General features: G+C 62.2%; 28 protein-coding genes. 20 read left to right on the top strand and 8 right to left on the bottom strand.

Annotated features, from left to right (window positions below; all coding sequences use genetic code 11):
- Positions 1-174: 174 nt before the first annotated feature.
- The 7 genes from BRA1253DRAFT_RS37620 to BRA1253DRAFT_RS37590 form a co-directional block, all read right to left on the bottom strand.
- A complete protein-coding gene (locus tag BRA1253DRAFT_RS37620) occupies positions 175-1,122 on the bottom strand; it encodes a 2-hydroxyacid dehydrogenase (protein ID WP_007602991.1) in 948 nt (315 codons plus the stop codon).
- A gap of 90 nt (positions 1,123-1,212) precedes the next feature.
- On the bottom strand, positions 1,213-1,905 hold the full coding sequence (gene rplA, locus BRA1253DRAFT_RS37615; RefSeq protein WP_007602988.1) for a 50S ribosomal protein L1: 693 nt from the start codon (positions 1,903-1,905) through the stop codon (positions 1,213-1,215).
- A 6-nt stretch (positions 1,906-1,911) separates the two neighbouring features.
- Positions 1,912-2,340: a 50S ribosomal protein L11 gene (rplK, locus tag BRA1253DRAFT_RS37610; RefSeq protein ID WP_007602986.1), complete on the bottom strand. Its 429-nt coding sequence runs from the start codon at positions 2,338-2,340 to the stop codon at positions 1,912-1,914.
- A 130-nt stretch (positions 2,341-2,470) separates the two neighbouring features.
- A complete protein-coding gene (gene nusG, locus BRA1253DRAFT_RS37605) occupies positions 2,471-3,025 on the bottom strand; it encodes a transcription termination/antitermination protein NusG (RefSeq protein ID WP_007602985.1) in 555 nt (184 codons plus the stop codon).
- Positions 3,025-3,216 (bottom strand): preprotein translocase subunit SecE, encoded by a 192-nt coding sequence (gene secE / locus BRA1253DRAFT_RS37600; protein WP_007602984.1) that lies wholly within the window; start codon positions 3,214-3,216, stop codon positions 3,025-3,027. Before secE ends, nusG begins: the two co-directional genes overlap by 1 nt.
- A 376-nt stretch (positions 3,217-3,592) precedes the next feature.
- Positions 3,593-4,861, bottom strand: a complete 1,269-nt coding sequence (locus BRA1253DRAFT_RS37595) for a class I SAM-dependent methyltransferase (protein WP_007602982.1) — start codon at positions 4,859-4,861, stop codon at positions 3,593-3,595.
- A 76-nt stretch (positions 4,862-4,937) separates the two neighbouring features.
- Positions 4,938-5,525, bottom strand: a complete 588-nt coding sequence (locus BRA1253DRAFT_RS37590; RefSeq protein ID WP_007602979.1) for an SIS domain-containing protein — start codon at positions 5,523-5,525, stop codon at positions 4,938-4,940.
- A 162-nt stretch (positions 5,526-5,687) separates the two neighbouring features.
- Between BRA1253DRAFT_RS37590 and BRA1253DRAFT_RS37585 the strand changes: the two genes are divergently transcribed.
- The 18 genes from BRA1253DRAFT_RS37585 (at position 5,688) to BRA1253DRAFT_RS37500 (ending at position 22,553) form a co-directional block, all read left to right on the top strand.
- Positions 5,688-6,716, top strand: a complete 1,029-nt coding sequence (locus BRA1253DRAFT_RS37585; protein ID WP_007602976.1) for an SDR family oxidoreductase — start codon at positions 5,688-5,690, stop codon at positions 6,714-6,716.
- 83 nt (positions 6,717-6,799) lie between these two features.
- Positions 6,800-8,371, top strand: coding sequence for a PfkB family carbohydrate kinase (locus BRA1253DRAFT_RS37580; protein WP_007602965.1), 1,572 nt, complete (start codon positions 6,800-6,802; stop codon positions 8,369-8,371).
- 27 nt (positions 8,372-8,398) lie between these two features.
- Positions 8,399-9,400 carry an NAD(P)-dependent oxidoreductase gene (locus BRA1253DRAFT_RS37575; protein WP_007602964.1) on the top strand — a complete coding sequence of 334 codons (1,002 nt, stop codon included), beginning with the start codon at positions 8,399-8,401 and terminating at the stop codon, positions 9,398-9,400.
- Positions 9,401-9,405: 5 nt separating this feature from the next.
- On the top strand, positions 9,406-10,017 hold the full coding sequence (locus BRA1253DRAFT_RS37570; RefSeq protein ID WP_245286052.1) for a hypothetical protein: 612 nt from the start codon (positions 9,406-9,408) through the stop codon (positions 10,015-10,017).
- The gene (locus tag BRA1253DRAFT_RS37565; RefSeq protein ID WP_007602960.1) at positions 10,014-11,042 is read left to right on the top strand and encodes an aminoglycoside phosphotransferase family protein; all 1,029 of its coding nucleotides are present in this window, start codon (positions 10,014-10,016) and stop codon (positions 11,040-11,042) included. The genes BRA1253DRAFT_RS37570 and BRA1253DRAFT_RS37565 overlap by 4 nt, the downstream gene beginning before the upstream one ends.
- Positions 11,039-11,887, top strand: coding sequence for a transketolase (locus tag BRA1253DRAFT_RS37560; protein ID WP_007602953.1), 849 nt, complete (start codon positions 11,039-11,041; stop codon positions 11,885-11,887). The genes BRA1253DRAFT_RS37565 and BRA1253DRAFT_RS37560 overlap by 4 nt, the downstream gene beginning before the upstream one ends.
- Positions 11,888-11,897: 10 nt before the next feature.
- A complete protein-coding gene (locus BRA1253DRAFT_RS37555; protein WP_007602952.1) occupies positions 11,898-12,857 on the top strand; it encodes a transketolase family protein in 960 nt (319 codons plus the stop codon).
- An 8-nt stretch (positions 12,858-12,865) separates the two neighbouring features.
- Positions 12,866-13,972, top strand: coding sequence for a DegT/DnrJ/EryC1/StrS aminotransferase family protein (locus BRA1253DRAFT_RS37550; RefSeq protein ID WP_007602951.1), 1,107 nt, complete (start codon positions 12,866-12,868; stop codon positions 13,970-13,972).
- Positions 13,962-15,080: a DegT/DnrJ/EryC1/StrS aminotransferase family protein gene (locus BRA1253DRAFT_RS37545; protein ID WP_007602950.1), complete on the top strand. Its 1,119-nt coding sequence runs from the start codon at positions 13,962-13,964 to the stop codon at positions 15,078-15,080. Before BRA1253DRAFT_RS37550 ends, BRA1253DRAFT_RS37545 begins: the two co-directional genes overlap by 11 nt.
- A complete protein-coding gene (locus BRA1253DRAFT_RS37540) occupies positions 15,077-15,883 on the top strand; it encodes a sporadic carbohydrate cluster 2OG-Fe(II) oxygenase (protein ID WP_007602949.1) in 807 nt (268 codons plus the stop codon). The genes BRA1253DRAFT_RS37545 and BRA1253DRAFT_RS37540 overlap by 4 nt, the downstream gene beginning before the upstream one ends.
- Positions 15,876-16,268, top strand: a complete 393-nt coding sequence (locus BRA1253DRAFT_RS37535; RefSeq protein ID WP_007602948.1) for an LIC12192 family sporadic carbohydrate cluster protein — start codon at positions 15,876-15,878, stop codon at positions 16,266-16,268. The genes BRA1253DRAFT_RS37540 and BRA1253DRAFT_RS37535 overlap by 8 nt, the downstream gene beginning before the upstream one ends.
- Before the next feature lie 25 nt (positions 16,269-16,293).
- Positions 16,294-16,959, top strand: a complete 666-nt coding sequence (locus tag BRA1253DRAFT_RS37530; RefSeq protein WP_007602947.1) for a class I SAM-dependent methyltransferase — start codon at positions 16,294-16,296, stop codon at positions 16,957-16,959.
- Positions 16,937-17,557, top strand: coding sequence for a WbuC family cupin fold metalloprotein (locus BRA1253DRAFT_RS37525; RefSeq protein ID WP_007602946.1), 621 nt, complete (start codon positions 16,937-16,939; stop codon positions 17,555-17,557). The genes BRA1253DRAFT_RS37530 and BRA1253DRAFT_RS37525 overlap by 23 nt, the downstream gene beginning before the upstream one ends.
- Complete coding sequence (locus BRA1253DRAFT_RS37520) at positions 17,550-18,767, top strand: class I SAM-dependent methyltransferase (RefSeq protein WP_007602945.1); 1,218 nt, start codon at positions 17,550-17,552, stop codon at positions 18,765-18,767. Before BRA1253DRAFT_RS37525 ends, BRA1253DRAFT_RS37520 begins: the two co-directional genes overlap by 8 nt.
- Complete coding sequence (locus tag BRA1253DRAFT_RS37515) at positions 18,760-19,971, top strand: class I SAM-dependent methyltransferase (protein ID WP_007602944.1); 1,212 nt, start codon at positions 18,760-18,762, stop codon at positions 19,969-19,971. The genes BRA1253DRAFT_RS37520 and BRA1253DRAFT_RS37515 overlap by 8 nt, the downstream gene beginning before the upstream one ends.
- A complete protein-coding gene (locus BRA1253DRAFT_RS37510) occupies positions 19,968-21,002 on the top strand; it encodes a Gfo/Idh/MocA family protein (RefSeq protein ID WP_007602943.1) in 1,035 nt (344 codons plus the stop codon). Before BRA1253DRAFT_RS37515 ends, BRA1253DRAFT_RS37510 begins: the two co-directional genes overlap by 4 nt.
- Before the next feature lie 672 nt (positions 21,003-21,674).
- Positions 21,675-21,968 (top strand): Ada metal-binding domain-containing protein, encoded by a 294-nt coding sequence (locus BRA1253DRAFT_RS45745; RefSeq protein ID WP_035994702.1) that lies wholly within the window; start codon positions 21,675-21,677, stop codon positions 21,966-21,968.
- A 342-nt stretch (positions 21,969-22,310) separates the two neighbouring features.
- A complete protein-coding gene (locus BRA1253DRAFT_RS37500; RefSeq protein ID WP_007602941.1) occupies positions 22,311-22,553 on the top strand; it encodes a hypothetical protein in 243 nt (80 codons plus the stop codon).
- A gap of 878 nt (positions 22,554-23,431) precedes the next feature.
- Here the strand turns inward: BRA1253DRAFT_RS37500 and BRA1253DRAFT_RS44100 are convergent.
- Entirely contained in the window at positions 23,432-23,944 is a 513-nt protein-coding gene (locus BRA1253DRAFT_RS44100; RefSeq protein WP_157158684.1) for a hypothetical protein, read from the bottom strand.
- Between the two features lie 548 nt (positions 23,945-24,492).
- On the opposite strand from BRA1253DRAFT_RS44100, the gene BRA1253DRAFT_RS37490 reads away from it, so the two are divergent.
- Together BRA1253DRAFT_RS37490 and BRA1253DRAFT_RS37485 are read left to right on the top strand one after the other, a co-directional pair.
- A complete protein-coding gene (locus BRA1253DRAFT_RS37490; RefSeq protein ID WP_007602940.1) occupies positions 24,493-25,053 on the top strand; it encodes a hypothetical protein in 561 nt (186 codons plus the stop codon).
- Positions 25,054-25,152: 99 nt separating this feature from the next.
- The gene (locus BRA1253DRAFT_RS37485) at positions 25,153-25,512 is read left to right on the top strand and encodes a VanZ family protein (protein WP_007602939.1); all 360 of its coding nucleotides are present in this window, start codon (positions 25,153-25,155) and stop codon (positions 25,510-25,512) included.
- Positions 25,513-25,816: the final 304 nt, after the last annotated feature.

Raw genomic sequence — 25,816 nt, 5'->3', positions numbered from 1 at the left:
AATGATCTCCATCGCTTGTTTTCGGAATGCGTGCACGAACGCGCCAGCCGAGGCCGGCACGTCCGGAAGAGGTTCTTTAACCGCCCGGGGCCTGCTTGCCAAGAGCAAAATTCACACCAGTTCCAATCCGTTGCCGCTCGCGCTTAACCATGGCCGACAAGGGCCGGTTTCCGCTCATTTGACCTCATAAGGCAGCGGCCTGCCTTCGAAAAACGCGGTCAGGTTCGCCAGCACGCAGTTCTGCATGGCTACGTGCGATTCGAGGGTGTGGCCGCCGATATGGGGGGCGAACACGACATTTGGGAGCGCCGTCAGCGCGTCCGGGGCGTGCGGTTCCTGGTCGTAGACGTCGAGACCGGCGCCGGCGATGGTCTTTTCGGTGAGCGCCACCACCAGGGCTTTCTCGTCGATCACCGAGCCGCGGGAGATGTTGACGATATAGCCGTCCGCCCCGAGGCGCTTGAGGATATCGGCGCCAACGGCATGCTGGGTCTCGGCCCCTGCCCGGACCGCGATCATCAGCACGCTACACCAGTCGGCGAGCGCCTCCAGCGTCGGAAAATATTGATAGGGCAGATCGTATTTGCTGCGGCTGAAATAGCCGATTTCGCTCTCGAAGGATGCGCAGCGCGCTGCGATCTTGCGGCCGATCTCGCCCATGCCGTAGACGCCGATGCGGCGGCCCGGCATCCCGGCCTGCGGGCGCATCATCGGCGAGGGCTTTGACGCGGCCCAATCGCCGCTTCGGACGTACTGGTCGGCCACCAGGATTCGCCGCGTCGCCGCGAGCATCAGGGTCATCGCGATGTCGGCGACCGAGGCCGCATTGGCGCCCGGGCTGTGTCCGACTGCGACGTTGCGGGCAGCAGCGGCCTTCAGGTCAACACCGTCATAGCCAGTGCCGTAGCAGACGATGGCGCCGAGCTTCGGAAACAGGTCCATCGCCTCCGCACCCATTGGCGTGCCACCCGCGGTGAGCACCGCGCGGATGCCGCCGAGCGCGTCGGCCGAAAACACCTCCCGCGCCGGCCTGCCGCCGGTGTCGAGCAGCTCGAACCGCTCGGCGAAGCGCGCCATCATCGTCTTGGGAAAGCGCGAGTAGATCAGGACCTTGTCAGTCATTGTTCTTGTTTCCGGTGAACGCCGTCACAAACGACGAGGGGCGGAATCGGTTGCCCAATTCCGCCCCTCGCCTCATGTCATTTCCAAACCTCAGCCGAGAATAGTACCCGGCTCGACCTTCACGCCGGGGCCCATCGACGAGGACACCGCAACGCGCTGGATGTAGGTGCCCTTGGAACCGGCCGGCTTGGCCTTGGAGACTGCGTCCGCCAGAGCCTTGATGTTCTCGACCAGTTTTTCCTCGGTGAACGAGGCCTTGCCGACGCCAGCCTGCAGGATGCCAGCCTTCTCGACGCGGAACTCGACCGAGCCGCCCTTGGCGCCCTTCACCGCACCGGTGACATCCATGGTCACGGTGCCGATCTTCGGGTTCGGCATCAGGCCGCGCGGGCCGAGCACCTTACCGAGGCGGCCGACCAGCGGCATCATGTCGGGGGTCGCAATACAACGATCGAAATCGATCGTGCCGTTCTGCACCTTCTCGACCAGGTCCTCGGCGCCGACGACGTCGGCTCCCGCAGCCTTGGCCTCGTCGGCCTTGGCGCCGCGGGCGAACACGCCGACGCGAAGCGTACGGCCGGTGCCGTTCGGCAGGGTCACGACACCGCGGACCATCTGGTCAGCGTGACGCGGATCGACGCCGAGATTGATCGCGACCTCGATGGTCTCGTCGAACTTCGCTTTCGCGCGTTCCTTGACCATCTTGATGGCGTCCGCGAGCGGGTAAAGCTTTTCGCGATCAATACCTTCGCGGGCTTTGTTCAAACGTTTTCCGATTGCCATGAGCCCTTACCCCGCCACTTCCAGACCCATCGAGCGGGCAGAGCCCTCGACCATCTTCATGGCCGATTCGATGGAATCGCAATTGAGATCCTTCATCTTCTTCTCGGCGATCTCGCGCACCTGCGCCTTGGTCACCGCGCCGGCCTTGTCACGGCCCGGCGCCTTGGAGCCGGACTGGATCTTGGCAGCCTGTTTGAGGAAGAAGGACATCGGCGGCGTCTTCATCTCGAACGTGAAGGAACGGTCCGCATAGATGGTGATGACCACTGGGATCGGGGTGTTCTTCTCTTCCTTCTGGGTCTGGGCGTTGAACGCCTTGCAGAACTCCATGATGTTGAGACCGCGCTGACCGAGCGCGGGACCGATCGGGGGCGAAGGATTCGCCGCACCGGCCGGGACCTGAAGCTTCAGGTATCCGGTCACTTTCTTTGCCATGTATCACTCCTGTTGGGCCGGCCTGGGCCGGCGGTTTCAGGTTCGTGGTCTGGGTCGGATGCGGCTGGCAACCGCCCTCTCCCTCCCACGGCCTCTTGTTGCGCGAGACCGAAGTCTCGCGCCTACCCGATCAGACCTTCTCGACCTGACCGAATTCCAGTTCGACCGGCGTGGCGCGGCCGAAGATCGACACCGCGACCTTCACGCGCGAGCGCGCCTCGTCGATTTCCTCGACCACACCCGAGAACGAGGCAAACGGGCCATCGGCCACGCGGACGTTCTCGCCGATCTCGAACGACACCGACGCCTTCGGCCGCTCCACGCCCTCCTGCACCTGGTGCAGGATGCGCATGGCCTCGGCTTCCGAGATCGGCATCGGCTTGTTTTCCGCGCCGAGGAAGCCGGTCACCTTCGGCGTGTTCTTGATTAGATGGAACGCCTCATCGGTCAGCTTCATCTTCACCAGCACGTAGCCCGGGAAAAACTTGCGCTCGGCATCGATCTTGCGGCCGCGGCGCACTTCCGTGACCTTCTCGGTCGGGACCAGCACCAGCTCGAACAGCTCCTCGAGCCCGCGCTGCTTGGCCTGCTCGCGGATCGATTCGGCGACCTTCTTCTCGAAGTTCGAATAGGCGTGGACGATGTACCAGCGCTTGTCAGACAATTGAGCCGTTGCTGTTGCCATCAGTGAATGCCCAGAAGGAAGGTGATGAGGACGCGGATGATCTGGTCGGCGGCGAAGAAGAAGATCGAGGCCACGGCGACCATCACGAACACCATGATGGTGGTGATCGTGGTCTCGCGGCGGGTCGGCCAGGTGACCTTGGCGGTCTCCGAGCGCACTTCCTGCAAGAACTTGAACGGGCTGACTGCCATCGTTTGATGTCCAACGTCCGTCGACAGACGCGAATGAATTTCAGGGATCCGAACAGCCGCCGTTGGCCCAGCCCTCTGTCTCGAAGGATGAGCCGGAATCCGGGCTCGATTGTTCGGGGATTTCAAAGCCGCGCCGGAGATCCGCGTCTAACGGGCCGGCTGCGAGTGCGCGGTATCTACTGCGGATGGGGCCAAAGGTCAAGACAGGGAGGGCTGGCGCGAGCAAAACGACCTCCACAGGCGACCGACCAGAGATCAGGCCAATCAAGGGCTTATCTGCCGCCTGCAATCCGCCGTCCCAAGGGGCGCAGCCGGTTCCTGGCAGGACGAGACCACCGGGCCCGTCATCTGCCGCCCCATTAGCGCCTCCTCAAGGTCAGTCGGCCCGGTCGATCGTCGAAATGCCCGGCAACGGCACAACGAACTTTCCGCCCTCGGCGAAATAGCCGGCATGCTTGGCCCGGATCGGGTCCACGTAGCGCCAGGCGAAGACGACGACGAACGCTGGCTTGCGCTCGTAAAGGGCGGCGGGCGGCAGGATGGGGATGTCGTATCCCGGGCCGGCCATCACGTTCGCCTTCTTGGGATCGTCGTCCACCAGGAAGTCGATCTTGTTCTCCAGGCCGAACTGCGGCAGCAGGGTCGTGGTCCCGACCGAGACGCCGTAGCCGGCCACGAGTTGACCGCGCGCATGGGCGGCATCGGCCATCGCGACCAACTCGTCGCGGATGGCGGCGATCCTCTTCGCATAGGGCACATAGTAGCCCGGCTGGTCGACGCCGAGCCGATCTTCCTCGGCGATGAAGCGCGCGACCTCAGCGGACGGCTTCTTCGCGCCGCCGGCACGCTGCACCGTCACCCGGATCGAGCCGCCCTTGGTCTCGATGTGCTGGACGTCGATCACTTCCATGCCGAGCCGCGCGAAGAAGCGCGTCAGCGGCTTGATGTTAAAATACGACAGATGCTCGTGATAGACGGTGTCGAGAAGGTTCTTCTCGGTGACGTCGAGGCCATACTGCGTTTCGAAAACGAACAGCCCGTCCGGCGCAAGCACGTCGCGAACCCCGATCACCAGCGGGTCGAGATTGTCGACATTTGCGATCATGTTGTTGGCGATCACGACGCTGGCCGCGCCGTGGCTTTGCAGGATGCGGCGACCGATGGCATCGGTGAAGAAATCGCCGATGGTCTCGATTCCTGCTTCCGTCGCACGCCGCGCGATGTCGACGGCGGGATCGACACCCAGCACCCGCATGCCGCGCTCCCTGAAGAAACCGAGCAGCGATCCGTCGTTGCTGCCGAGCTCGACGACCAGCGAGCCCGGCGCGACGGCGAACCGGCTGACGACGTCGTTGGCATAGCCTGCGAAGTGCTCCCGCAGGCCAAGCGAGAGCGAGGTGGTATAGACGTAGTTGCGGTACTGGATCTCCGGATTGCCGACGTGGAGAATCTGCAGGTGGCCGCAGTCTGCGCACAGGTGCAGCGCCATCGGCACCGCGGCCCGAAAGACAGAATCGTCGGCGCTTGCATCCGGCACCTGGAAGTTCGGGGTGCCGATGGGCATGCCCGCCATCGGGACGACAAGCTCTTGCTTGTCCGAATGACAGAGGCGGCAGGTATGGCGGACGTAAAACAGGTTTTTCATCGTAGGACCGTAAAACGGAGACATGCGAGCGGGTGAGGCAATCTCACCCCGTGGTGATCAGATCGACGGCACCGCCTCAGGACGCCGGATATTCCGCGCCACCGATGATGAGGTCGATCGCGGCCATCATCCAGAACTGATGCGTGGTCTCGACGATGTTGTAGCTGCGGCTGTCGACGTAATAATTGACGTCGCCGAGATTGCGCAGCGGATTCTCGGCGTTCATGCCCGACAGCGTGATCACATCGAGCTTCATCGCCCGCGCCTGCGCGACCGCATTGAGAATATTCTTCGAGCGTCCCGACGAGCTGATCGCGACGAGGCAATCGCAGGCGCGGGCGCTCAGCCGCACAGCATGCGCAAGCCAGTGCTCGAAACCGTAATCATTGGCAAGACACGACATCATGCTGGCATCGCTGAAGCAGAGTGCGGGCACCGATGCGTTCTTCGCCAGATCGATCGCGAGATGGGAGGCGATGCCGGCCGAGCCTCCATTGCCGATGAAGATGACTCGGCCGCCCTGCTCGCGCGCGCGCAACCAAGCCGTGCGGGTGGCGGAAATCCTGGCGAAAACCCCGTCGTCAACCGCCGTCGCGCGATGGAGGCGCCCCACATAATCGTCGAGGAAGGCCTTGTGATCGGGATTGATGGGCTCCACAGGCATGGGTTGGCAGCTCGACGGCAACATGGCGCCCCTGATACCGGCTATCACCAGCGATTGCAAAGCTATATTACCATCGAAGTCGACCAACAGCCGATTCGGTTTCCACCTTCACTCAACATTGGCGGGCCTGTTTCGCTGGGCATTCGCATCACGGATGTTCCTATGAAATGCATCGTTACCGGTGGCGCGGGCTTCATCGGCAGTCACCTCGTCGACCGCCTCCTCGACGACGACCATGAGGTCGTCGCGCTCGACAATTTCGTGATCGGACGCCCCGAAAATCTGGCCTCGCGTGTCGATTCTGGTCGACTGAAGATCGTGCGGGCCGACGTCACCGAACTCGAATCGATCAAGCCGCATTTCGACGGCATCGACTGGGTGTTTCATCTCGCCGCGCTGGCCGACATCGTCCCCTCGATCGAGTCCCCGATCCCGTATCACCGCGCCAATGTCGACGGCACGATCAACGTTCTCGAGGCTGCCCGGCAGGCCGGCGTCAGCCGCTTCGTTTATGCTGCGTCGTCCTCCTGCTACGGAATTCCCGATGTCTATCCGACGCCGGAGAGCGCTGAGATCCGACCGATGTATCCTTATGCCCTCACCAAGAATCTCGGCGAGCAGTGCGTCATGCACTGGTGCCAGGTCTACAAGCTGCCCGCGGTCGCGCTGCGCCTGTTCAACGTGTACGGGCCGCGCCATCGCACCACGGGCACCTACGGCGCCGTGTTCGGCGTGTTCATGGCGCAGAAGCTCGCCGGCAAGCCCTTCACGGTGGTCGGCGATGGCGAACAGACCCGCGACTTCACCTTCGTCAGCGATGTCGCCGATGCTTTCGTGACCGCCGCGCGCTCCGAGGTCTCGAACGAGATTTTCAACGTCGGCTCCGACAACACCTACAGTGTCAACCGGCTGGTTGAGCTTCTCGGCGGCGACAAGGTCCACATTCCCAAGCGTCCCGGCGAGCCCGATTGCACCTATGCCGACATCACCAAGATCAAGCGGATCCTGAAATGGACGCCGAAGGTAAGATTTGAGGACGGGGTCGCGACGATGCTGAATTCGATGGATCAGTACAAGGACGCTCCCCTGTGGACAGTGGACAAGATCGCGGACGCCACGAAGGACTGGTTCAAATATCTCGCAGACAACAACGACGCGCCATCCGGCGCGCCGCAGAAGGCAAGCCAGTGAACAGGTTCGCCGGGTATCGTTGCCGCGAATCGATCAATTCCGGGCCGCCCGGCTGAGGCCGGCCGGCGCTTTAGGTAATTCACATGGGCTATATTCCGACCGACAATCCCGCGTTGAACGACCAACTGGCGGAGCACGAAAAGATCAGGACAATCGAGGAACTGGGCGAGATCGCGCGCTCCGCGCAAGCGCGGGGCCGGAAGGTTGCACTCTGCCATGGCGTCTTCGACCTCGTGCATCTCGGCCATATCAGACACATCCAGGCGGCGCGCAACGACGGCGACGTCGTCATGGTCACGATCACCGCCGACCGTTACGTCAACAAGGGACCCGGTCGGCCGATCTTCCCCGAAAACATGCGGGCCGAGATGCTGGCCTCGCTCGCGACCGTCGATTGGGTCGGCATCAATCACACTTCCAGCGCCGAGCCGATCCTGGATACGGTGCGGCCGGACATCTATGTGAAGGGGTCTGACTATGAAAACCCCGAAGACGACGTCACCGGCAAGATCCGGACCGAGCGCGACGCCGTCGAGCGTCACGGCGGGCGCATCGTGTTCACGCGCGACGTGACATTCAGCTCCTCGTCGCTGGTGAACCGGTATTTCGACATCTACGATCCTCCCCTCCGCGACTACCTGCAAAAAGTCCGTGAAGGTGGCGGCGCCGATCGCCTGCTGAAGCTGATCGACAAGGTGCAGGACATGCACGTCGTGCTGGTCGGCGACACCATCATCGACGAATACCAGTACGTCACGGCGCTCGGAAAGGCCTCGAAGGAAAACATCGTCGCCACGCTGTTCAAGAGCGGCGAGCAATTTGCGGGCGGCGTCATTGCCGCGGCGAACCATGTCGCGAGCTTCTGCAAGTCGGTGGAGGTCGTCACGACGCTTGGTGGCAACGACTACCCTGAGGAGTTCATTCGGGCGCATGTCCGCCCGAACGTCACGTTGACGCCGATCCGCCTTCAGGGCCGTCCGACGACCCGCAAATCGCGGTACGTCGAGCTCGGATATCTGCACAAGCTCTTCGAAGTCTACACCATGGACGACACGCCGCTCGACGAGGCCGATCGGAAGGAGATCGACCGTATCACGACGGAGCGCGTCCGTGGCGCGGACGTGGTGATCGCCACCGATTTCGGTCACGGCATGATCGCGTCGAGCACGATCGACACCCTGATCGCCAACTCCAGATTCCTGGCGGTCAATGCCCAGAGCAACAGCGGCAATCACGGCTACAACCTGATCACGAGGTATCCGCGGGCCGACTACATCTGCATCGACGCGCCGGAGGCGCGTCTGGCTGCAAGCGACAAGTTCAGCGACATCGCGTCCGTGATCGAGGCCGGCTTGCACGGCAAGATCGACTGCGACAACATGATCATCACGCACGGCTCCTTCGGCTGCTACCCCTTCTCGTCGAAAACCGGCGTCACGCGCGTCCCCGCCTTCACCAAGACCGTCGTCGATACCGTCGGCGCGGGCGACGCCTTCCTAACGATCACCGCGCCGCTGGTTGCCGCCGGCGGCAATATCGAGGACGTCGCCTTCATCGGGAACGCAGCCGGCGCGATCAAGGTCGGGATCGTCGGCCACCGCAGCTCGGTCGAAAAGGTGCCGCTGGTCAAGTTCGTCACCGCGCTGTTGAAGTAGCGCGACGGCAGATACTGGAGAACGACAGTGATTGGTCGAAAATGGAATGTGATGGTCACCGGTGGTGCCGGCTATGTCGGTAGCGTGCTGGTTCCCCAGTTGCTCGCTGCGGGCCACAAGGTCACCGTGCTCGACCTGTTCATGTATGGCGAGGACGTGTTCGATGCCGTCCGCGACAATCCCAATTTGCGCCTGATCAAGGGTGACATCCGTGACGAAGCCGCGATCAACGAGGCCCTGCGCGGCAACAACGCCGTAATCCACCTCGCCTGCATCTCCAACGACCCGTCGTTCGAGCTGGACCCGGGGCTCGGCAAGTCCATCAACTACGACTGCTTCCGGCCGATGGTGCGCGCCGCCAAGAAGGCTGGCATCAAGCGCTTCATCTATGCCTCCTCGTCCAGCGTCTACGGAATCAAGGACGAAGCCGAGGTGACCGAGGACCTGTCCTGCGAGCCGCTCACGGACTACTCGAAGTTCAAGGCGATGTGCGAGACCGACCTAGCCGACGAGGCCGCGTCCGGGTTCGTCGCCTGCACGGTTCGCCCCGCCACCGTCTGCGGCTACGCACCGCGACAGCGGCTCGACGTCGTCGTCAACATCCTGACTAATCTCGCGGTTAACACCGGCCGCATCCGCGTGTTCGGCGGAACGCAGCGCCGGCCCAATTTGCACATCCAGGACATGTCAGCCGCTTATCTGTTCCTGCTCCAGCTGGATGACGCAAAGATCGACGGCAAGACGTACAATATCGGCTACGAGAACCACTCGCTGATGAAGATCGCCGACATCGTCAAGTCGGTGGTCGGCAGCAATGTCGATGTCGTCGTCGAGCCGACCGACGATCTCCGCTCCTACCACGTTTCTTCGGAGAAGATCCGGCGCGAGCTCGGCTTTGCGCCGTCCCATACGATCGAGCAGGCCGTGTCCGGCCTCGTTGACGCTTTCAAGGCGGGCCACCTGCCGAACTCGCTTAACGACCCCCGGTACTTCAACATCAAGATGATGCAGAACATCAGCCTGAAGTGAGCGGCGTGCGGATCGGCATCGATTTCGACAACACGATCATCTGCTACGACAAGGTCTTTGCCGCCGTCGCACTTCAGCGTGGGCTGGTGCCGGAAGGGTGGGAGGGGCTGAAGACCGACCTACGGGATCATCTCCGGTCCAGCGCGGGCGGCGAGCTCGCCTGGCAAGGACTGCAAGGCTTCGTCTACGGCAAGGGAATTGGCGGCGCCGAAATCTATCCGGGCGTGCGGGAATTCCTGGTGGCGTGCAAGCGGGCCGGCTCGAAGGTCTGCATCGTCAGCCACAAGACCCGATTCGGTCATCAGGACCCCGACCGCACCGACCTGCGCGACGCGGCGCGCGGCTGGCTGCGGGGAGCCGGCCTGATCGACGCTGCGGATGCGGCGCTGGCCGTCGACGACGTCTATTTCGAGCACACACTGGCCGCCAAGGTCGAGAGGCTCGCGAGCCTGAAGCTGGACGTCTTCATCGACGATCTGGTCGACGTCTTCGAGCAACCGCATTTTCCGAAAACCACGCGATCGATCCTGTTCACGCGGTCGGAGCCTCCTCACCCCGAACACTGCAAGCCGATCGCGACATGGGCCGATATCCGCCGCGAGGTGTTTGCAGCATGAGCGAGACCGACATCACCGCGCCGGATGCGATGGCAATCGGCAGCCGCCTGGCCGGTGCGCGTGTCGCAGACGCCCAGCCGGCACGGTCCGGCGGCAACAACAGGGTTTTTCGGCTGGAGATGGCGGAGGGACCGCCCCTCGCCCTCAAGCATTATCGGTCCGACGGACGCGATCGCCTGGGACAGGAGTATGATGCACTCTCGTTCCTGGCGCGCCACGGCATCACGTCGACACCACGGCCGGTCGCGAAGGACGCGGATGCGTTCTGCGCGCTATACCAATGGTTCGACGGCGAACCTGCGGTGCTGCGCCCCCAGGGCGACGATGCCGATCAACTCGCCGATTTCCTCATCGGGCTGCAGAAGCTGCGCGACGCCGAAGGCGCGCAGCATTTGCGCAACGCCTCAGCCAGCATCTTTTCGCCAGAAGCGGCCATCGCCCAGTACGAGCAGCGCCTGGACGCATTGAGGCGGGCATTGGATGATCATCCGGACCTGCGCACGTTTATCGAAGGCAGCCTCGTTCCCAGCACTGCCGTCGCGATTCGGCAGCTCCGCCGGCGCTACGCGGAACTGGGCCGGGGTCCCTCGGTGGACCTTGCGCCCACCCATCGCGCGCTGAGTCCGTCCGACTTCGGACTGCACAACGCGCTGCGCGCCGAAGACGGGCGCTTGCGATTCATCGACCTCGAATATTTTGGCTGGGACGATCCGGTCAAGCTCGTGTCCGACACCGCCATTCACCCCGGCAGCGACCTGCCGGAAGCGAGCGCGAATCGCTTGATCGAACGGCTGTCGCGCGCCTTCGAGGCGAGCGATGACGCGTTTGCGATCCGCCTTGACGTACTATATCCTGTGTTCAAGGGAATCTGGTGCCTGATTGTCCTGAACGCGTATTTGCCGGACAGCCGCTCCCGGCGCGCAATGCCTGCGCAAGGTGGCGATGTTAGGATCCGCCTCGCCGGTCAGCTCGACAAAGCCCGCCGACTTCACCAGACGATTCGCCCAACCGATTTACCGAAGTGACCCGGATCTCACCCCACGCTGAAACCGCCCTCGCCTGCACGCTGGATGAGCGCAGCCTCTATCTGCGCCGCCTGGTGCTCGGTTCTGTCCGCTCTGCGGGACGCGGACATGTCGGTCCGGCATTGTCGCTGATCGAGATGGTCCGCGTGCTCTACGACGACGTGCTGCGGATCGATCCGAGCAATCCGCGCGATCCGACCCGCGACCGCGCGATCCTCAGCAAGGGACACGGGTGTCTGGCACTCTATGCGCTCTTGGCCGATCGCGGATTCTTTCCGCTGTCGGAGCTGGACGGTTTCTGCGGCCCCGACAGCATTTTGGGCGGACATCCCGAATACGGAATGGTGCCGGGGGTCGAGGCCTCGACCGGCGCGCTCGGACACGGACTGTCGATCGGTGTCGGCCTGGCGCTCGCCGCGCGCATGCGCGAGCGGACCTACCGTACCTTCGTCCTTCTCGGCGACGGCGAGATCAACGAGGGATCGGTGTGGGAAGCTGCCATGGGCGCGGCCAAGCACGGGCTCGACAATCTTGTCGCGCTGATCGACTACAACAAGCTGCAGAGCTACGGGCCCACCGATTACGTCCTGCCGCTGGAGCCGCTCGCGGACAAATGGCGCAGCTTCGGCTTTGCCGTGCAGGAGCTCAACGGCCACGACGTCGGCGCCCTGCGCACTGTCCTGAAGCAGGTCCCGGCCGTTCCGGGAAAACCCACAGCGATCATCTGCCATACCGTCAAGGGCAAGGGTCTGCCGGCCGCGGAATCCAACGCGGATTGGCATCACAAGAACAAGCTCACCGACAGCGAGCTCGACGCCATCCGCGTCGCCGTCGGGGATTTTTGATCGGCTTCTCATGCGCAACACCGCGATGAACATGGTCCACAAGCTCGCCGCGCGCGACGAGCGTGTGCTCTACATCGGCTCCGATCCCGGCGCAGGTACCTTGCGCGCGATGAGCAAGGAGTTTCCCAAGCGCCACCTGATCGAAGGCATTTCGGAAGCGCACATCATCGGCATGTCGGCAGGTCTCGCGATGGAAGGCTTCGTGCCCTACGTCAACACCATCGCCACGTTTCTGACCCGCCGCTGCTACGAGCAGGTCGCGGTCGATCTGTGCCTGCACAATCTGCCGGTGCGGTTGATCGCCAATGGCGGCGGGCTCGTCTACGCCCCGCTCGGCCCCACCCACCAGGCGATCGAGGATATCGCCATCATGCGGGCGCTGCCGAACATGACGGTGGTCTGCCCGTGCGACGCCGACGAAGCGGCGCGGCTGATGGGGCAAACGCTCGACTGGACCGGGCCGATCTACATCCGGCTCGGCAAAGGTGGCGACGCCGTAGTCTCAAAGGCCGAGCACGGCTTCGAGATCGGCAAGGCCATCCTGATGCGGCCGCCAGGCGACGTCGTCATGATCACGACAGGCATCATGCTCCAGCGGGCACTCGCTGCGGCCGACCTGCTGGCCGCGCAAGGCATTCGCGCCGGCATCCTGCACATGCACACGGTCAAGCCGCTCGACACCAAGGCGCTGCTGCAAGCGATCCGGGGTATCAGGCTAGTGGCGACGCTGGAGGAGCACGTGCCCTCGGGCGGCCTGGGCAGCGCGGTCGCGGAGACGCTGATCGACAAGCTCGGCTCTGGCCTGCCCGCGATGCTGCGGTTGTCGTTGCCGGACCGGTTCATGCACAATTACGGATCGCAGGACTCGCTGCTGAAGAAGCACGGACTTTCCGCCGACGCCATTGCGACCTCGATCGCGCGCGCGCTTCCCGCCTCATACACCTCCTCTCCGCAACTTCATTCCACCTGACGGGTCCCATGCACGACGTTCGATATTCCTATCTGCTCGAGCAATTCTCCGACCCAGCACCGATCCTGGCCGAGATCGGCCGACTGGTGGCGACGGGTGACTTCACTCTGGGCAAGCCGGTCGCGGAATTCGAACGGCGCTTTGCCGAGCTGATCGGCGTGCGTCACGCCATCGGCGTCGGATCGGGCACCGATGCGCTCAAGCTGCCGCTCAAGGCGCTCGGCATCGGCCATGGGGACGAGGTCATCACGGCCGCCAACACCTTCATCGCCACCGTCGGCGCCATCGCCGAGACCGGCGCGACCCCGGTGCTGGTCGACTGCGACGACTCCTTCTGCATGAACGTCGACTACGTCGAAGCCGCGATCACGGAGAAAACCAAGGCGATCATGCCGGTTCAATTGACCGGCGAGGTCACCGACATGGGCAGGCTGATGGCGATCGCCCAGCGTCACAACATCCCCGTGGTCGAGGATTCCTGCCAGGGCATCCTGTCGGAATTCGCGGGAAAGCGGTCCGGCACCCACGGTATCGCGGCCGGCTTCTCCCTGCATCCGCTGAAGAACCTCAACGTCTGGGGCGATGCCGGCGTCGTCGTCACCAACGACGACGGGATGAACGAGCGGCTTCGCCTGATCCGCAACCACGGCATGAAGAATCGCGACGAAATCGCGATTCTCGGCTGCAATTCGCGGCTCGATTCCCTCCAGGCGGTCGTCGGCAACTGGCTGATCGGCCAGACCAGCGAGATCACGCGCCGTCGAATCGAGAACGCGGCCTATTACGATGCAGGCCTCGCGTGCCTGCCCGGCCTGCGCATTCCGCCGCGCCGGCCTAACGTGAAGCACGTCTACCATCTCTACATGGTGTTCGCCGAGCGCCGCGACGAGCTCTACAAACACTGCCTGGACAACGGCATCGAAGCGAAGATCCACTATCCCATCCCGCTGTATCAGCAGGAAGGCCTCAAACACCTCGGCTACGCGCCAGGCACCTTCCCGGTCTCCGACCGCCATGCCCGGGAAGTCATCAGCTTCCCCGTCGACCAGCATCTGACACGGGCGCAGCAGGACCGCGTCATCGAGATCGTTCGGGCGTTCTGCCATGGACGCTGACACCGGCCGCCGGCGCATCGGTTACGTCAATCTTCCCGCCCAATTCGAGGAAGAGCGCGTTGAGATCATGCAGGCGGTCGAGGGCGTATTCCGGCGCGGCGATTTCATCGGCGGCGCGGCCATTGCCAAGTTCGAAGAGGAGCTCACCACTTATGTCGGCTCGCCGCATGTGGTGACGCTGAATTCCGGCACCGATGCGCTGATCCTGTCCTTGAGGGCGCTCAACATTGGTCCCGGGGACGAGGTGATTACCCCACCCAATTCGTTCGTGGCATCGACCGCGGCCATCATTGCCGTCGGCGCCAAGCCCGTGTTTGCGGACGTGCTGCCGGACCAGAATATCGATCCCGCCGCAGTTGAGGCCGCCGTCACCTCGCGCACCAAAGCGATCATGCCGGTGCACCTGACCGGACGCATGGCGGACATGAACCCGCTGATGGCGATCGCGGCCAAGCACGCTCTCGCCGTGATCGAGGACAGCGCGCAGGCCGTCGGCTCGACCTATGACGGGCGGATGAGCGGGACCATCGGAACGTTCGGCTGCTTCTCCGCCCACCCGCTGAAGAACCTCAATGCCGCGGGCGACGCCGGCTTCGTCGTCACCGCCGACGCCGAGCTTGCCGCGAGAATTCGCCGCCTGCGCAATCATGGCCTGATCAATCGCAGTGACGTCCAGGAATGGGGCATCGTGTCACGCCTCGACACGGTCCAGGCCGAGGTGCTCCGGATTCGCTTGCGTCACCTGCCCTCTGTCATCGAACGCCGGCGCCGCAACGCCGCGCAATACCGCGCCGAGCTCGCCGGCCTTCCCCTGTTCATCCCGCTTTGTCGCAACATCGAGTTCAACACCTTCCACACCTTCGTCGTGCAGACGGACCGTCGCGATAGCTTCCAAAAATATCTTGCCGACAAAGGTATCGAGACCGCGATCCACTATCCGGTACCGATCCACCTCCAGGAGGCGGCTGCGCATCTTGGCCACGGTCGCGGCGCGTTCCCGGCGACCGAGCGGCAGGCAGATCAGATCCTCACGCTCCCCATCAACCAGTTCCTCTCGACCTCGGACATCAACTATATTTGCGCGACCGCCCGGGAGTACTTTGCATGACGGACACGGCTTTCCTCGAGGCCGATGAGCAGGCATTGGCGCAACGTTTCATCGATGACGGCTTCGTCACCACGCCGGCCGACGATCGCGCCGGGCTCGACCGGATCCAGCGGCGCGCCGCCGAGCTCGCGGCGGACTTTTTGAAGCTGCCACACGGCAACGACCCCTACGCGATGCTCGACACCATCCACACGCGGGTGAGCGTCGATGATCTCAACGGCCTGCGGCTGCACGTCTTCAACGGCCTCAATGCAGAACCCTGGTTCCGGCCGACCTATTTCCGTCTGGCGCGCTCGACGATCGAGACCATCGTCGGCAACGAACTCTGCATGCAGCGCCGCGTCAATCTCAGCATCCAGCTGCCCGGAGACGATTCGTCGCTCCTCGCCACCCATTCCGACGTCTGGTCGGGCGACTCGCCGTTCGAGGTCGTGGTGTGGGTACCGCTGGTCGACGTCCACCGCACCAAATCGATGTATCTGCTGCCGCCATCCCTGAACGGCGACATGCAGGACCGGATGGCCAGCCTGCGCAGCGCCGAGGAACTCTACCAGACCATCAAGCCGCACGCGACCTTCATCGAGATTCCCTACGGTCACGTGATGCTGTTCAACCAGACCCTGATGCACGGCAATCGCGTCAACGAGGAAGCCGGCTCGCGTTGGAGCATGAACTGCCGCTTCAAGAGCATCATGTCGCCCTATGCGGACAAGCGATTCGGCGAATTCTTCGAACCGATCCTGCTACGTCCGGCGACCCGCGTCGGCATGCAATACAAGCTCCCGGGAGGCTTCCATGGCTGAGCGAGCCGGCCATCGCGGCTATATCGGCGCCCGGCCGCTGAACGGCAGCCGCACCCCGCAGCACGTCCAGAACATCGTGATCCGCGACTACGCGCGGCGGAAGAACCTGCATTATCTGCTCAGCGCCGCCGAGCACACTATGCCCGGCAGCTACATGGTGCTCGAGGACATCCTGGACGAGTTGCCTCGATTGCGCGGCTTGATTCTCTACAGCATCTTCATGCTGCCGCCCGACGAGGCAAGGCGGCGGAAGATCTATGACCGCGTGCTGAGCGAGGGCTGCGACCTGCACGCGGCCGTCGAGGAGATCACGCTGTCCTCGCGCGACAACATTCAGGCGGTCGAGGACATCCTGCTCGTCAACAAATTCGCGACCATCCTGTGACGATGCCGCGGACCGGTTGAAAACAATGACCGAGATCAACCTGCTCCAGCCAATGCACGCATCGACCAAGCGGCACTACGTTCAGCGGGTCGTCGAGCACGACAAGGCGGAATCTGCCACTGTCGCGCGGCAATGGGGACGCGACTACTGGGACGGCGACCGCCGCTATGGCTATGGCGGTTATAGCTACGACGGACGGTGGCGGCCGCTCGCCCAGACCCTGATCGACCGCTACGGCATCAAGCCCGGGATGAGCGTGCTCGATGTCGGCTGCGGCAAGGGCTATTTGCTCTACGAATTCACCCAACTCGTCCCTGGCCTCACCATCGCCGGCATCGACATCTCCGACTATGGCATCGCCAATGCCAAGGAAGAGGTGCGACCGCAATTGAAGGTCGGCAGCGCCGTCGAGCTCCCCTACCCCGACCACAGCTTCGATCTCGTGGTGTCGCTCGGCGTGCTCCACAATCTTCCGCTCGAGGACGTCTTCCGCGCCGTGTCGGAGATCGAGCGCGTTGGACGCGGCACCTCGAAATATCTGATGGTGGAATCGTTCCGCGACGAGCGCGAGAAGGCGAACCTGCTCTACTGGCAGCTCACCTGCCTGAGTTTCCATGGTCCGAAAACCTGGGCCTGGATCTACGACAAATGCGGCTACCGGGGCGACCATGGGTTCATCTTCTTCGAATGAAGCAACGGGCCTGCGCCGGCCGGCCTCGCTGCGAGCGCAAAATCTTGAAGTGTATTATTCGGACGACGCCATCGTCACGGCGGACGACGCCACGATCGCGGAACTGAAGCGCATCGCCGCAGGCAATCCGCGTCTGCGCAGCCGGCTGTGCATGCATCCCGATCCCTCGTCCGGCCTACACGAGATGCTGATCGTGCATCATCGCGAGGCCTATGTGCGGCCTCACAAGCATTTTGGCAAACCTGAGTCGTTTCATTTGATCGAGGGTACCGCGCAGGTCGTGATCTTCGAGGACGACGGCCACATTCGCGACGTGCTAGAGATGGCGCCGTACGGTCGGGGCGCGCTCTGCTACTACCGGATGCCCGAGCAGGTGCTTCACTCGATCCTGATCACCTCGGAGTGGCTGGTGTTTCACGAAACCACCGCCGGTCCGTTCGATCCCTCCCGCACGGCGTTTCCCGACTGGGCTCCGGATGGCGGCGATGCCGCGGAAGTGCAGGACTATGTCACTAGGACCGGTGCGCTCGCCGCGAAGCATCTGGCCCATCGCCATACTTCACGAGCCATTCCAGCAGAGGTTGCTACCGATGACTAATCATTGCCGCCTCTGCCATTCGACCAATTTGCGCCCGGTCATCGACCTCGGACAGATGCCGATTGCGCATCGGCTTCGGCACAGCCGCGACGAACAGGACGAACGGTATCCGTTCGAGGTGTTCGCCTGCGGCGAGTGCGGCCTGCCCCAGATCGTGAAGCCGATCGATCCCGACATTCTGTATCGGCAGTTCAACTACAATTTCAGCAGCTGGAAGCCGGAGCCGCACCAGGTCGACGAACTCGACACCATCGCCAAATTCTCGAGCCACCAATCCGTGTTCGAGATCGGATGCAACGACGGCCTGTTCATGGACAGGCTTCGCGAACGCGGCGCGAAGGTTTTGGTGGGCGTCGAGCCCAACCCGGTGTCCGGCAAGATCGCCCGCGAGCGTGGCGTCAAGGTCTATGCCGACATGATCAGCCCGGCGCTGTCTCACGACGCGGTTGCCGAGGCCGGCAAGTTCGACCTCGTCGTGTCGCGCCAGGTGCTGGAGCACATCGTCGATTTCGAGAACTTTTTCGACTGCGTGAAAATCGCGCTACGCGACGACGGGCTGCTGTTCATCGATGTGCCTGATTTCGCGCCCGGCTCGACGGCGGGCGACCTCTCCGTCCTGTGGGAGGAGCACGTCAGCTATTTCACCGAGCCGACGCTGCTGTCGCTGCTGGCGCGCCACGGCTTCGAGGCGGTGTCGGTGAAGAAGTACAATTTCAGCGGCGGCAGCCTCGCGATTGCAGCGCGACGCGCGACGCGCGACGTGACGACGCCGGCCGCGCCGTCCGGCGTCGGCGAGAAATTCGGTCGGCGCGCCAGGGAGTACGGCGCGCGTCTTCGCCCGATCCTCGCCAAGGCCCGCGCCGACGGCACCGAGATTGCCATCTACGGCGCCGGCTGCCGCGCCTGCACCTTCACCAATGCCCATGAATTTGCGGATCTTGTCGACCTCTCGGTCGACGACCAGAAGGAGCGCCAGGGCTTGTTCCTGCCCGGCACCGGCATTCCGATCCGCCCGCCGGAGGACCTCGCCGGCAAGTCGGAGCCGCTCGTCTGTCTTCTGGCCGTGAACCAGGAGAACGAAGACAAGGTCGGCAGCCGGCTGCGTGAAAACGTGAAGCGTCCGCTCCACATCGTTTCGATCTTCGCGCCCTCCGACATCTGGAGCGAGCTCGATCGTCTCGAGGCGGCCGCAGGGTCGCGGCATGGCTGAGGACAAGCTCTTCAACTATTACGAACGTCAGGACGTCCTACCGACGTTCGGGAATTTCAAATCCGCCGCCGAACTCGAAGCCTATGCCGGCCTGCGGCGCGAGTTGTTTTCGGACAAGCTGGTGCTGCCGCCGCGGTTGTTCCGCGACGCCGACATGCTCGAATTCGGCCCTGATTCCGGCGAGAACGCGCTCGTGTTTGCGAGCTGGGGCGCGAACATGACGCTCGCCGAGCCGAACCGGCATGCGCACGCAAAAATCCAGGCTTACTTCGCGCATTTCAGCCAAGCCCAACGTCTCCGCGAACTCGTGTCGTTCGACGTCGAAGGATTTCGTAGCGATCGTCGTTTCGACATTATCGATGCCGAAGGATTCATCTACACGGTGCAGCCGACTGAAAATTGGCTCGGCATCTTTCACCGGCTGCTCAATCCGGACGGTTACGCCGTCGTTTCCTACTACGAGCGCTACGGCGGCTTCTTCGAGCTCGCGCTCAAGGCGATTCATGCGGCCGGCAAGGCACTGACGGGCCGTCCCGGGCTCGAGACGGCGAAGCTGCTGTTCGACGCGAAATGGAACAGCATTCCGCACACGCGCAGCTTCGAATCCTGGCTGATGGACGTGCTCGAGAACCCTTTCGTCCGGCACCGCTACTTCCTCGACGCGGGGGCCTTGTGCACGGCGGCGCACGAGCAGGGGTTCGATATCTGTTCGGGGTGGCCCGTCTATCGCGACAGCCTGGACGTCTACTGGCACAAGAAGGTCCTCTCCGACGACGAGAAGCTGCGCCGCGCGACGCGCCACCTCGGTCGCAGCCGTCTGAGCTTTCTCGGCGGACGGAAGCTCTATCTGGCCGGCAAGACCGAAGCGGTCGAGGCGATCTCGGCTTCGATCGAGACACTGGTTCTCGATGTCGATGCGATGATCGACGATCCCTTCGGCGCCAGCCTGCCCCGTGTGATCGCGAACCTCGCGTCACTGCGCGAGACGATACCGGCGACGGACATTCTTGCCGACGATGCGTCCGACATCGACGCCATCATCGCGACCCTCGACAGCTTCCATCGCATCTTTGACGCGATCGGGCGACGGGATGCGTCCACAGTCACCGCCCTCACCCAGTCAGACCGGGCGTTCATCAACACCTGGGGACAGCCGGCGCATTTCCTCGTTCTCCGGAAACGCTTCGAGGGTCCTAGCAAGTGAGGCCGGGCATTGGCATCATCGGAACGGGCATGGTCGGCCAGATGTGCCACCTCGCCAATTTCGCCGCGAACCCCGCCTGCCGCGTTGTCGCGATCGCGGATCTCCGGCCTGATCTCGCCGCCGCAGCGGCGCAGAAATTCGACATCGCGCGGGTCTACGGCACGCACCGGGAATTGCTGGCGGATAGCGAGGTGTCGGCCGTCGTCGTCGTTACGAAGCGTCGCGCCACCGGCCCGATCGTGCTGGATGCGTTGAACAGCGGCCGCCATGTGCTGTCGGAAAAGCCGATGGCCTACACCGCGGCTCAGGCCGTTGCGCTGGCCGAGGCGGCGCGGCGGCACAACCTCGTCTACAGCATCGGCTACATGAAGCGTCACGACGCCGGCGTGGCGCGCGCGCTGGCCGAGTTGGCGCGCCTGCGAACGGATCAGTCGCTTGGACGCATTGTCGGCGCGCGAGGCTGGTGCTTCGGCGGCAGCACTGGCCGGTCGCAGGACAATTTCGTCATGACCGGCGAAGTGCGGCCGGACGGGCTCGAGCTCTGGCAGGACAGCCCAGACTGGATGCCGGGCGTGATGCTACCCGGCTACGACAATTTTTTGAATGTGTTCAGCCATATCATCAACCTCGCGCGTTACATGCTCGGATCGTCACCGACAGTCGCGGAAAGCACCATCGAGAGCTCGGGCGCGGCGACCGTGACGCTCGACTTCGACGGCGTCGCCTGCGCGCTGCAACTCGCGAACGGATCCGAAGGCGTCTGGCGCGAGGGGCTGAGCATCGCGTTCGAGCGGGGCGCGCTGACCATCGAATTGCCCCCGCCTTTTGCCGAGCAGGAGGCGGAGGTCATCCTCGATCAGCAAGGACAACGCACGCAATTGCGGCGCGACACGAGCTGGGCGTTTCGGCGTCAAGCCGATGCATTCGTCGCCGATATCGTGGAACGGAGGACGCCGCTGGCTTCCGGCGCAGAGTCTGTGGCCGATATCGCCCTTGCGGAGGCGATCTGGAAACGGCAGGTCATCGCCTAGGGCTCACGCCATCTAGCAATATCCAGCCGATCGCTGATCGCCACATCCTAGCTAAGCGTTTGATTTCGCTGGCAGGAGTGGCAGGGCAACCACGGCCCAATGATTTCAATGGGTGCGACAGCGCCAGCGCCAAAATCGGACCCTCGCAAACCCGGGGAAACCCGAGGCATTGTCGCACTTTTCGGCAAAGCCCTTGCAGCCTGGTATGCAACCGGTCGTCAGGCAAACCTCCGCGACAGGCGCCGCCGTCTGCCGGACTGCTGTTCATCCGCACGATGCCCCTGAGCAGGTGCGCACTCGGCAACGCTCGAGCAACTCGCGCAAAGCCGGCAGACGATCGATACTCGCCTCGCCGAAGCCCTCCACCTGCCGCAGGCTGAGGAAGCACTCCTCCATCCTCAAAGCAGCTGGGCTCGCCTGGGTGCTGCCGCTCTTACACACAAGCTAGAGACACTTGGACGATCCAACCCAATCTTGCTGGCAGGCAGATCTGCCACGGCGAGCGAGTGCACCGACGTCATGGCAAGGCGCTGCCGTCATAGTCGGGGGTTTAAAGACCTATCGAGTCAGCTTACCAATTGATGAAACAGTACTTGGAACAATGAGACGGCAACCGCGGTGGGCTGGCTAGGAGCTGTTCTGGGTCTGGCCCGCCCTGAAGAACGGCAAAGCATGTCAAAGATGTATCGCTTGCTTGGCGCAGACAGGCAGGTGCACCTAAGCAGCATCCAGGGCTCCTTCGGCGGGAACGGCCGGATGAAGATCTACGGGCGCTTAGACTGCGCTTCTGCCATGAGAGCAGTTGCGGCCGGCAGCACCTACCAAAAACACCGAGTTTTCTTTGCCGATGAAGCCACAGCGATCGCTGCTGGCTACAGACCGTGCGGTAAGTGCATGAAGGAGAAATACGATCTTTGGCGAGGCAAACATCCCAAAGGAGATCCTTCTCGGAGCGGAGCTGAGTAACTGCAGAAAGACCCGACAACGAGCAGAAGCGACCCTAATGGTCCGCTTATGGAGCTCGTGGGAACCAGCCGAGTCAGCTCACTAATTAGTGAGACAGCAAGTGGGACGGTGAACAGACATAGCGGCGAGGCCGCCGCTCTTGCTTCTTCAACCACTTAGCCAAGTGAGCGGGCCCATCGCGTTGTAAACGGCAGCCCCCAGCAGTCACCACGAAAGTGTGGAACACGCATTGGGACCGAACCGCCTTCCGTTCCTTCGTTTGAGCGGGCCGTTTATCCTTCCGGCGGGGGAGAGAGCCAGTTACCCCTCTGAACGGGCCTTTTGAATAATTGGAGTCGCAACATGTCTGACGTCGAACGCACCTCCGCCGGACTCCAGATGATTATTCCTGGATGCGAGCGGCGGACCTTGCCGAAGTCTACAAGCCGCGTTGACGAGATCGGTCAGGGCCTGCTTCACTTTTACAAGCCGCCGAGCTTGCGCGAGAAGCTTGAGAGCCGCGCAGACGCACCCCTGCGGCCGAGCAGAGGACAAAAGTCACTCCCGAAAAATGGTTTGTTCAGCTCCTACATTGCTCTCACCTAGACGGGGCTGGCCCCGATCGCGCCTTCTCGATCTCCTAGAGTGCGAGGCAACCGGTTTCCTTCGCTGCCGCTGATGCCGAACGGGTATAAACGGTTTTGCAGTTCTCGAACTTTCATAACAGCTAGTACCTTGCCACCTCAGGCAATTACTAATTCGGCGCGAATGTTGGGGAGGAGGTATCTGTTCGTCCCTGCCCGTTTTCGTTCGTGCTACCTAGTTGGGTAGCAATTTAGGTAGCAAGATTGAACGGGTCGCTTCCAGCACCCTCAACCGCCTATGAGAGTAAACAAAGCGGTGGGCGCCGGAATGGGGGTTGGAGATTAAGTTCTTCTTCCAGGTAACGAGTCAAAAGGGAGCAAAATGTCTGAAGTCGAGCGCACAGCGGCCGGAGTACAGATGGTTATACCTGGATGCGAACGGCGGACGTTGCCGCGGTCAACAACCCGCACTGATGACCGCGGTCAGGGTCTGCTTTCCTTCTACAAGCCTACAAGCCTGCGGGAGCGACTCGCGAGCCGCGCGGTTGCACCTTTGCGACCGAGGAAAGCACAAAAAACGCCACCGAAGAGTGGCCTGTTCGGCTCCTAGACTCCTACCGGTCTCCACCCAAGAAACTGCGCACTATCTGGTGCCGGCAATCCAGCACCAGGGGTGTCTTGTCAACCTTGCTGAAATCGCTCGTTTTTTTCGTTCCCGTCGCGGGCAATCTACGGTCCTAGCCACGATCAGTTTCGCAGCCTCTCGACCGTAGTTTTCCGCCATCTCGCGCAATGCGCCGGCCTCTCTGGGCACCCTGCTCTCCTCCGCCAAATCCAGGCAGATGCGCTCCATGCGCGCGAGATCATCGATGTCGTGCTGATGTCGCCCCATGCCGGTGATCAGACTCCGGCCTGCACCAAGCCGTCAAGGGTTGCCACCCGGAAATTTCCCAGTATCGATTTCGTCGAGCCAGCCGGATGATCTCGAAATGAAATCATCCAAGCCAAAGCAGTGGACCGAGAGCGAGCGAAAGAGGCTTGCCGCGATGGCACGTCGGCGCGCCGCGTCGGAAATTGCGGCAGTCCTCGGGCGGCATACCGGATCGGTGAAGCGGATGGCGCGAGAGATGGGATTGCTCCTAAAAAATAGAAGCGGCTCCTTTCCTCTACACGCTCAAGAGAAGCGGCACAGAGTTCGGTGCCGGCATCAAGTATGCCGTCGAGCGCGGCTGGCTCGACCTGCACGAGAGCGGTACCTACGTGCGGCTGCTGACACCTGGCGATGGTTTGCTCGGTCAATAGAGCAGCGTGAAGGACAACCACGCCGCGAGTGACGCGCAAAGACAAATCCCGAGATAAGGCAATGCAAGGCGCATCGGGCTTTCCCTCCGAAACGCGAATATGGATCACCATGTCATGTTTGGACGGAGAGTGCTAGGAATCTTCGGTTGCAAGCCGCGCGTCTTAGAAACTGGACGCCCTCGCTCCGACAGGGCATCGCACGATCGTCAAGTTGGTTGCGAAGGGATGGCTTGAACTCGGAAACGAGAGCGGGACCTATCGGATCACGACCGCTGGCCAGGACGCCCTGCGACTCGCCATCCCTTGACAAACGCTTGCGCGCGACTTGCAGTTGCCCGAGCATCTGCGGCGTCGTCGAGATCAAGGCGAGGAGAGATGTCGTGGCGAAGACCATTCATTTAGACATTATCCGAAAGCTGATTGCCGTCTCAGTGTGAGCAAGGGGGATCCCGCCATTAGGGAGTACGTGCAGGCGTGCGTGCACCGTCGATAACTGCGAGCACGACCTTCACGACCTTACAGAAGCCCCCATCCTCTTTTGGGGGCGGCTCGGCGTCTGCCCTGTGAATAAGCCGGACAAGCGAGCAATACCCCCCCGGCGCTCGCTTGACGTGTCATCCTCAGTAACGCGGTCGAATCAGACCTTCCGGGACACGAGCATGAGCACAGGGCCAACAGCGTTCGAGATGATCAGGGATTTTCTGTCCAAGCCGTTTGTCGGGCCGATCCTCAGCCTAATCGTCTTAACGGTGTCTCTGACTTCGCTCTTGTTTGCCGTCCTTGCATATAGACGCCAAGGCGTCCGCTGGGAGAACGAAGACGCCAAAGCGCTAAACGTGACGCTTCAGATGTTTGACAGTCTCAATCCACAGAAAATGAGGCTCGGCAGATTGGAATTTACATCACAGCTCCCCTACCGGGTTAGAATTTCATCAGTTCAGATCGGCAAGCCCGTGGACGCTCTCATATCCTACGTTGAGATTGGAAACTCCTATCTCCCCGTCGTGCCGCCCGCAAAGTCCTTCGGGGTGGATGATGGACAAGGCTACGAAGACAATAATGGAATGGGCAATCTGGTACTGCTGATCCAGACTCAGGAGGCTTCAGACCAGCGGCGTAGCTTGGTCGAAGTGACTGTTACGTTCGTCGAGGTGAACGGAAGTCGAAAGCTTGTGAGGACGGCGAGCAGTGTGCTGCCTCCTCTTGCTGCGACGAACTGACCACACGTCAGTGATTATCAACTCGAACCGCTCAATTGTTCGCCACAATGCGCCAGCAGTTTCCGAGGCTCCAGGCCACGAGAATTTTCAGGAACCATCATGCCGCACAAACTCTCTGCCGCCGTGGCCTGGACCTCTCTTGCATTCATCAGTTACGCGACTCTGTCTCCCATCGGCGATAGGCCTCAACTGAGCAATTCGGCCGACATCGAACACGTCGCCGCCTTTGCGTTTTTAGGCTTCGCATTTTGTACCGCCTATCGGAAGCGATTGAAATTTGTATGCAGCGTCGTGCCGAGTAGCGCAGTCGCGCTCGAATTTTTGCAAACCCTGACGCCAGATCGTCATGGCAAATTGCTGGATGCCTCCGAAAAGATCATTGGCGGCTTGCTAGGGATATTTCTCGCCATCGTTGCTTTGCGCCTGTTGGAGCGCTGGACGACTCCATCTGATGCTTAGCTGTTTGGGCGCTACTGGAGCCGCACCGCGGTGATCGTGCAGAGGGTCGTGACGGTGTATGTCATGTTGCAGAGACCTATCGTGTCTGCGGCGCTCTTGGCGAATTGAAAGTTCCAGAATTAACCTCCGGCATGGACATCAAGCTTAACGCGCGACCTTTGTTGCGTCGTTGTCGTTTCGCGGAAATACTTTGATAAACGCGAGCATTTTTTCTGATTTTATTTCTCGTGACTGCCTAAACCAAAGGCGTCATTATGATCAGGTATTCATCGTACAGCAGCACCAACTATCGCGATAAACCTCG

The sequence above is a fragment of the Bradyrhizobium sp. WSM1253 genome, assembly GCF_000244935.1.
Classification (GTDB): Bacteria; Pseudomonadota; Alphaproteobacteria; order Rhizobiales; family Xanthobacteraceae; genus Bradyrhizobium; species Bradyrhizobium canariense.
This window is presented reverse-complemented; position numbering and strand designations above follow the sequence as displayed.

Excerpts from the sequence above, each read along its gene's own strand:
- BRA1253DRAFT_RS37620 (WP_007602991.1), bottom strand. The coding sequence starts at position 1,122 with ATGACTGACAAGGTCCTGATCTACTCGCGCTTTCCCAAGACGATGATG.
- rplA (WP_007602988.1), bottom strand. The coding sequence starts at position 1,905 with ATGGCAATCGGAAAACGTTTGAACAAAGCCCGCGAAGGTATTGATCGC.
- rplK (WP_007602986.1), bottom strand. The coding sequence starts at position 2,340 with ATGGCAAAGAAAGTGACCGGATACCTGAAGCTTCAGGTCCCGGCCGGT.
- nusG (WP_007602985.1), bottom strand. The coding sequence starts at position 3,025 with ATGGCAACAGCAACGGCTCAATTGTCTGACAAGCGCTGGTACATCGTC.
- secE (WP_007602984.1), bottom strand. The coding sequence starts at position 3,216 with ATGGCAGTCAGCCCGTTCAAGTTCTTGCAGGAAGTGCGCTCGGAGACC.
- BRA1253DRAFT_RS37595 (WP_007602982.1), bottom strand. The coding sequence starts at position 4,861 with ATGAAAAACCTGTTTTACGTCCGCCATACCTGCCGCCTCTGTCATTCG.
- BRA1253DRAFT_RS37590 (WP_007602979.1), bottom strand. The coding sequence starts at position 5,525 with ATGCCTGTGGAGCCCATCAATCCCGATCACAAGGCCTTCCTCGACGAT.
- BRA1253DRAFT_RS37585 (WP_007602976.1), top strand. The coding sequence starts at position 5,688 with ATGAAATGCATCGTTACCGGTGGCGCGGGCTTCATCGGCAGTCACCTC.
- BRA1253DRAFT_RS37580 (WP_007602965.1), top strand. The coding sequence starts at position 6,800 with ATGGGCTATATTCCGACCGACAATCCCGCGTTGAACGACCAACTGGCG.
- BRA1253DRAFT_RS37565 (WP_007602960.1), top strand. The coding sequence starts at position 10,014 with ATGAGCGAGACCGACATCACCGCGCCGGATGCGATGGCAATCGGCAGC.
- BRA1253DRAFT_RS37555 (WP_007602952.1), top strand. The coding sequence starts at position 11,898 with ATGCGCAACACCGCGATGAACATGGTCCACAAGCTCGCCGCGCGCGAC.
- BRA1253DRAFT_RS37550 (WP_007602951.1), top strand. The coding sequence starts at position 12,866 with ATGCACGACGTTCGATATTCCTATCTGCTCGAGCAATTCTCCGACCCA.
- BRA1253DRAFT_RS37545 (WP_007602950.1), top strand. The coding sequence starts at position 13,962 with ATGGACGCTGACACCGGCCGCCGGCGCATCGGTTACGTCAATCTTCCC.
- BRA1253DRAFT_RS37540 (WP_007602949.1), top strand. The coding sequence starts at position 15,077 with ATGACGGACACGGCTTTCCTCGAGGCCGATGAGCAGGCATTGGCGCAA.
- BRA1253DRAFT_RS37535 (WP_007602948.1), top strand. The coding sequence starts at position 15,876 with ATGGCTGAGCGAGCCGGCCATCGCGGCTATATCGGCGCCCGGCCGCTG.
- BRA1253DRAFT_RS37530 (WP_007602947.1), top strand. The coding sequence starts at position 16,294 with ATGACCGAGATCAACCTGCTCCAGCCAATGCACGCATCGACCAAGCGG.
- BRA1253DRAFT_RS37525 (WP_007602946.1), top strand. The coding sequence starts at position 16,937 with ATGGGTTCATCTTCTTCGAATGAAGCAACGGGCCTGCGCCGGCCGGCC.
- BRA1253DRAFT_RS37520 (WP_007602945.1), top strand. The coding sequence starts at position 17,550 with ATGACTAATCATTGCCGCCTCTGCCATTCGACCAATTTGCGCCCGGTC.
- BRA1253DRAFT_RS37515 (WP_007602944.1), top strand. The coding sequence starts at position 18,760 with ATGGCTGAGGACAAGCTCTTCAACTATTACGAACGTCAGGACGTCCTA.
- BRA1253DRAFT_RS45745 (WP_035994702.1), top strand. The coding sequence starts at position 21,675 with ATGTCAAAGATGTATCGCTTGCTTGGCGCAGACAGGCAGGTGCACCTA.
- BRA1253DRAFT_RS37500 (WP_007602941.1), top strand. The coding sequence starts at position 22,311 with ATGTCTGACGTCGAACGCACCTCCGCCGGACTCCAGATGATTATTCCT.
- BRA1253DRAFT_RS44100 (WP_157158684.1), bottom strand. The coding sequence starts at position 23,944 with ATGGTGATCCATATTCGCGTTTCGGAGGGAAAGCCCGATGCGCCTTGC.
- BRA1253DRAFT_RS37490 (WP_007602940.1), top strand. The coding sequence starts at position 24,493 with ATGAGCACAGGGCCAACAGCGTTCGAGATGATCAGGGATTTTCTGTCC.
- BRA1253DRAFT_RS37485 (WP_007602939.1), top strand. The coding sequence starts at position 25,153 with ATGCCGCACAAACTCTCTGCCGCCGTGGCCTGGACCTCTCTTGCATTC.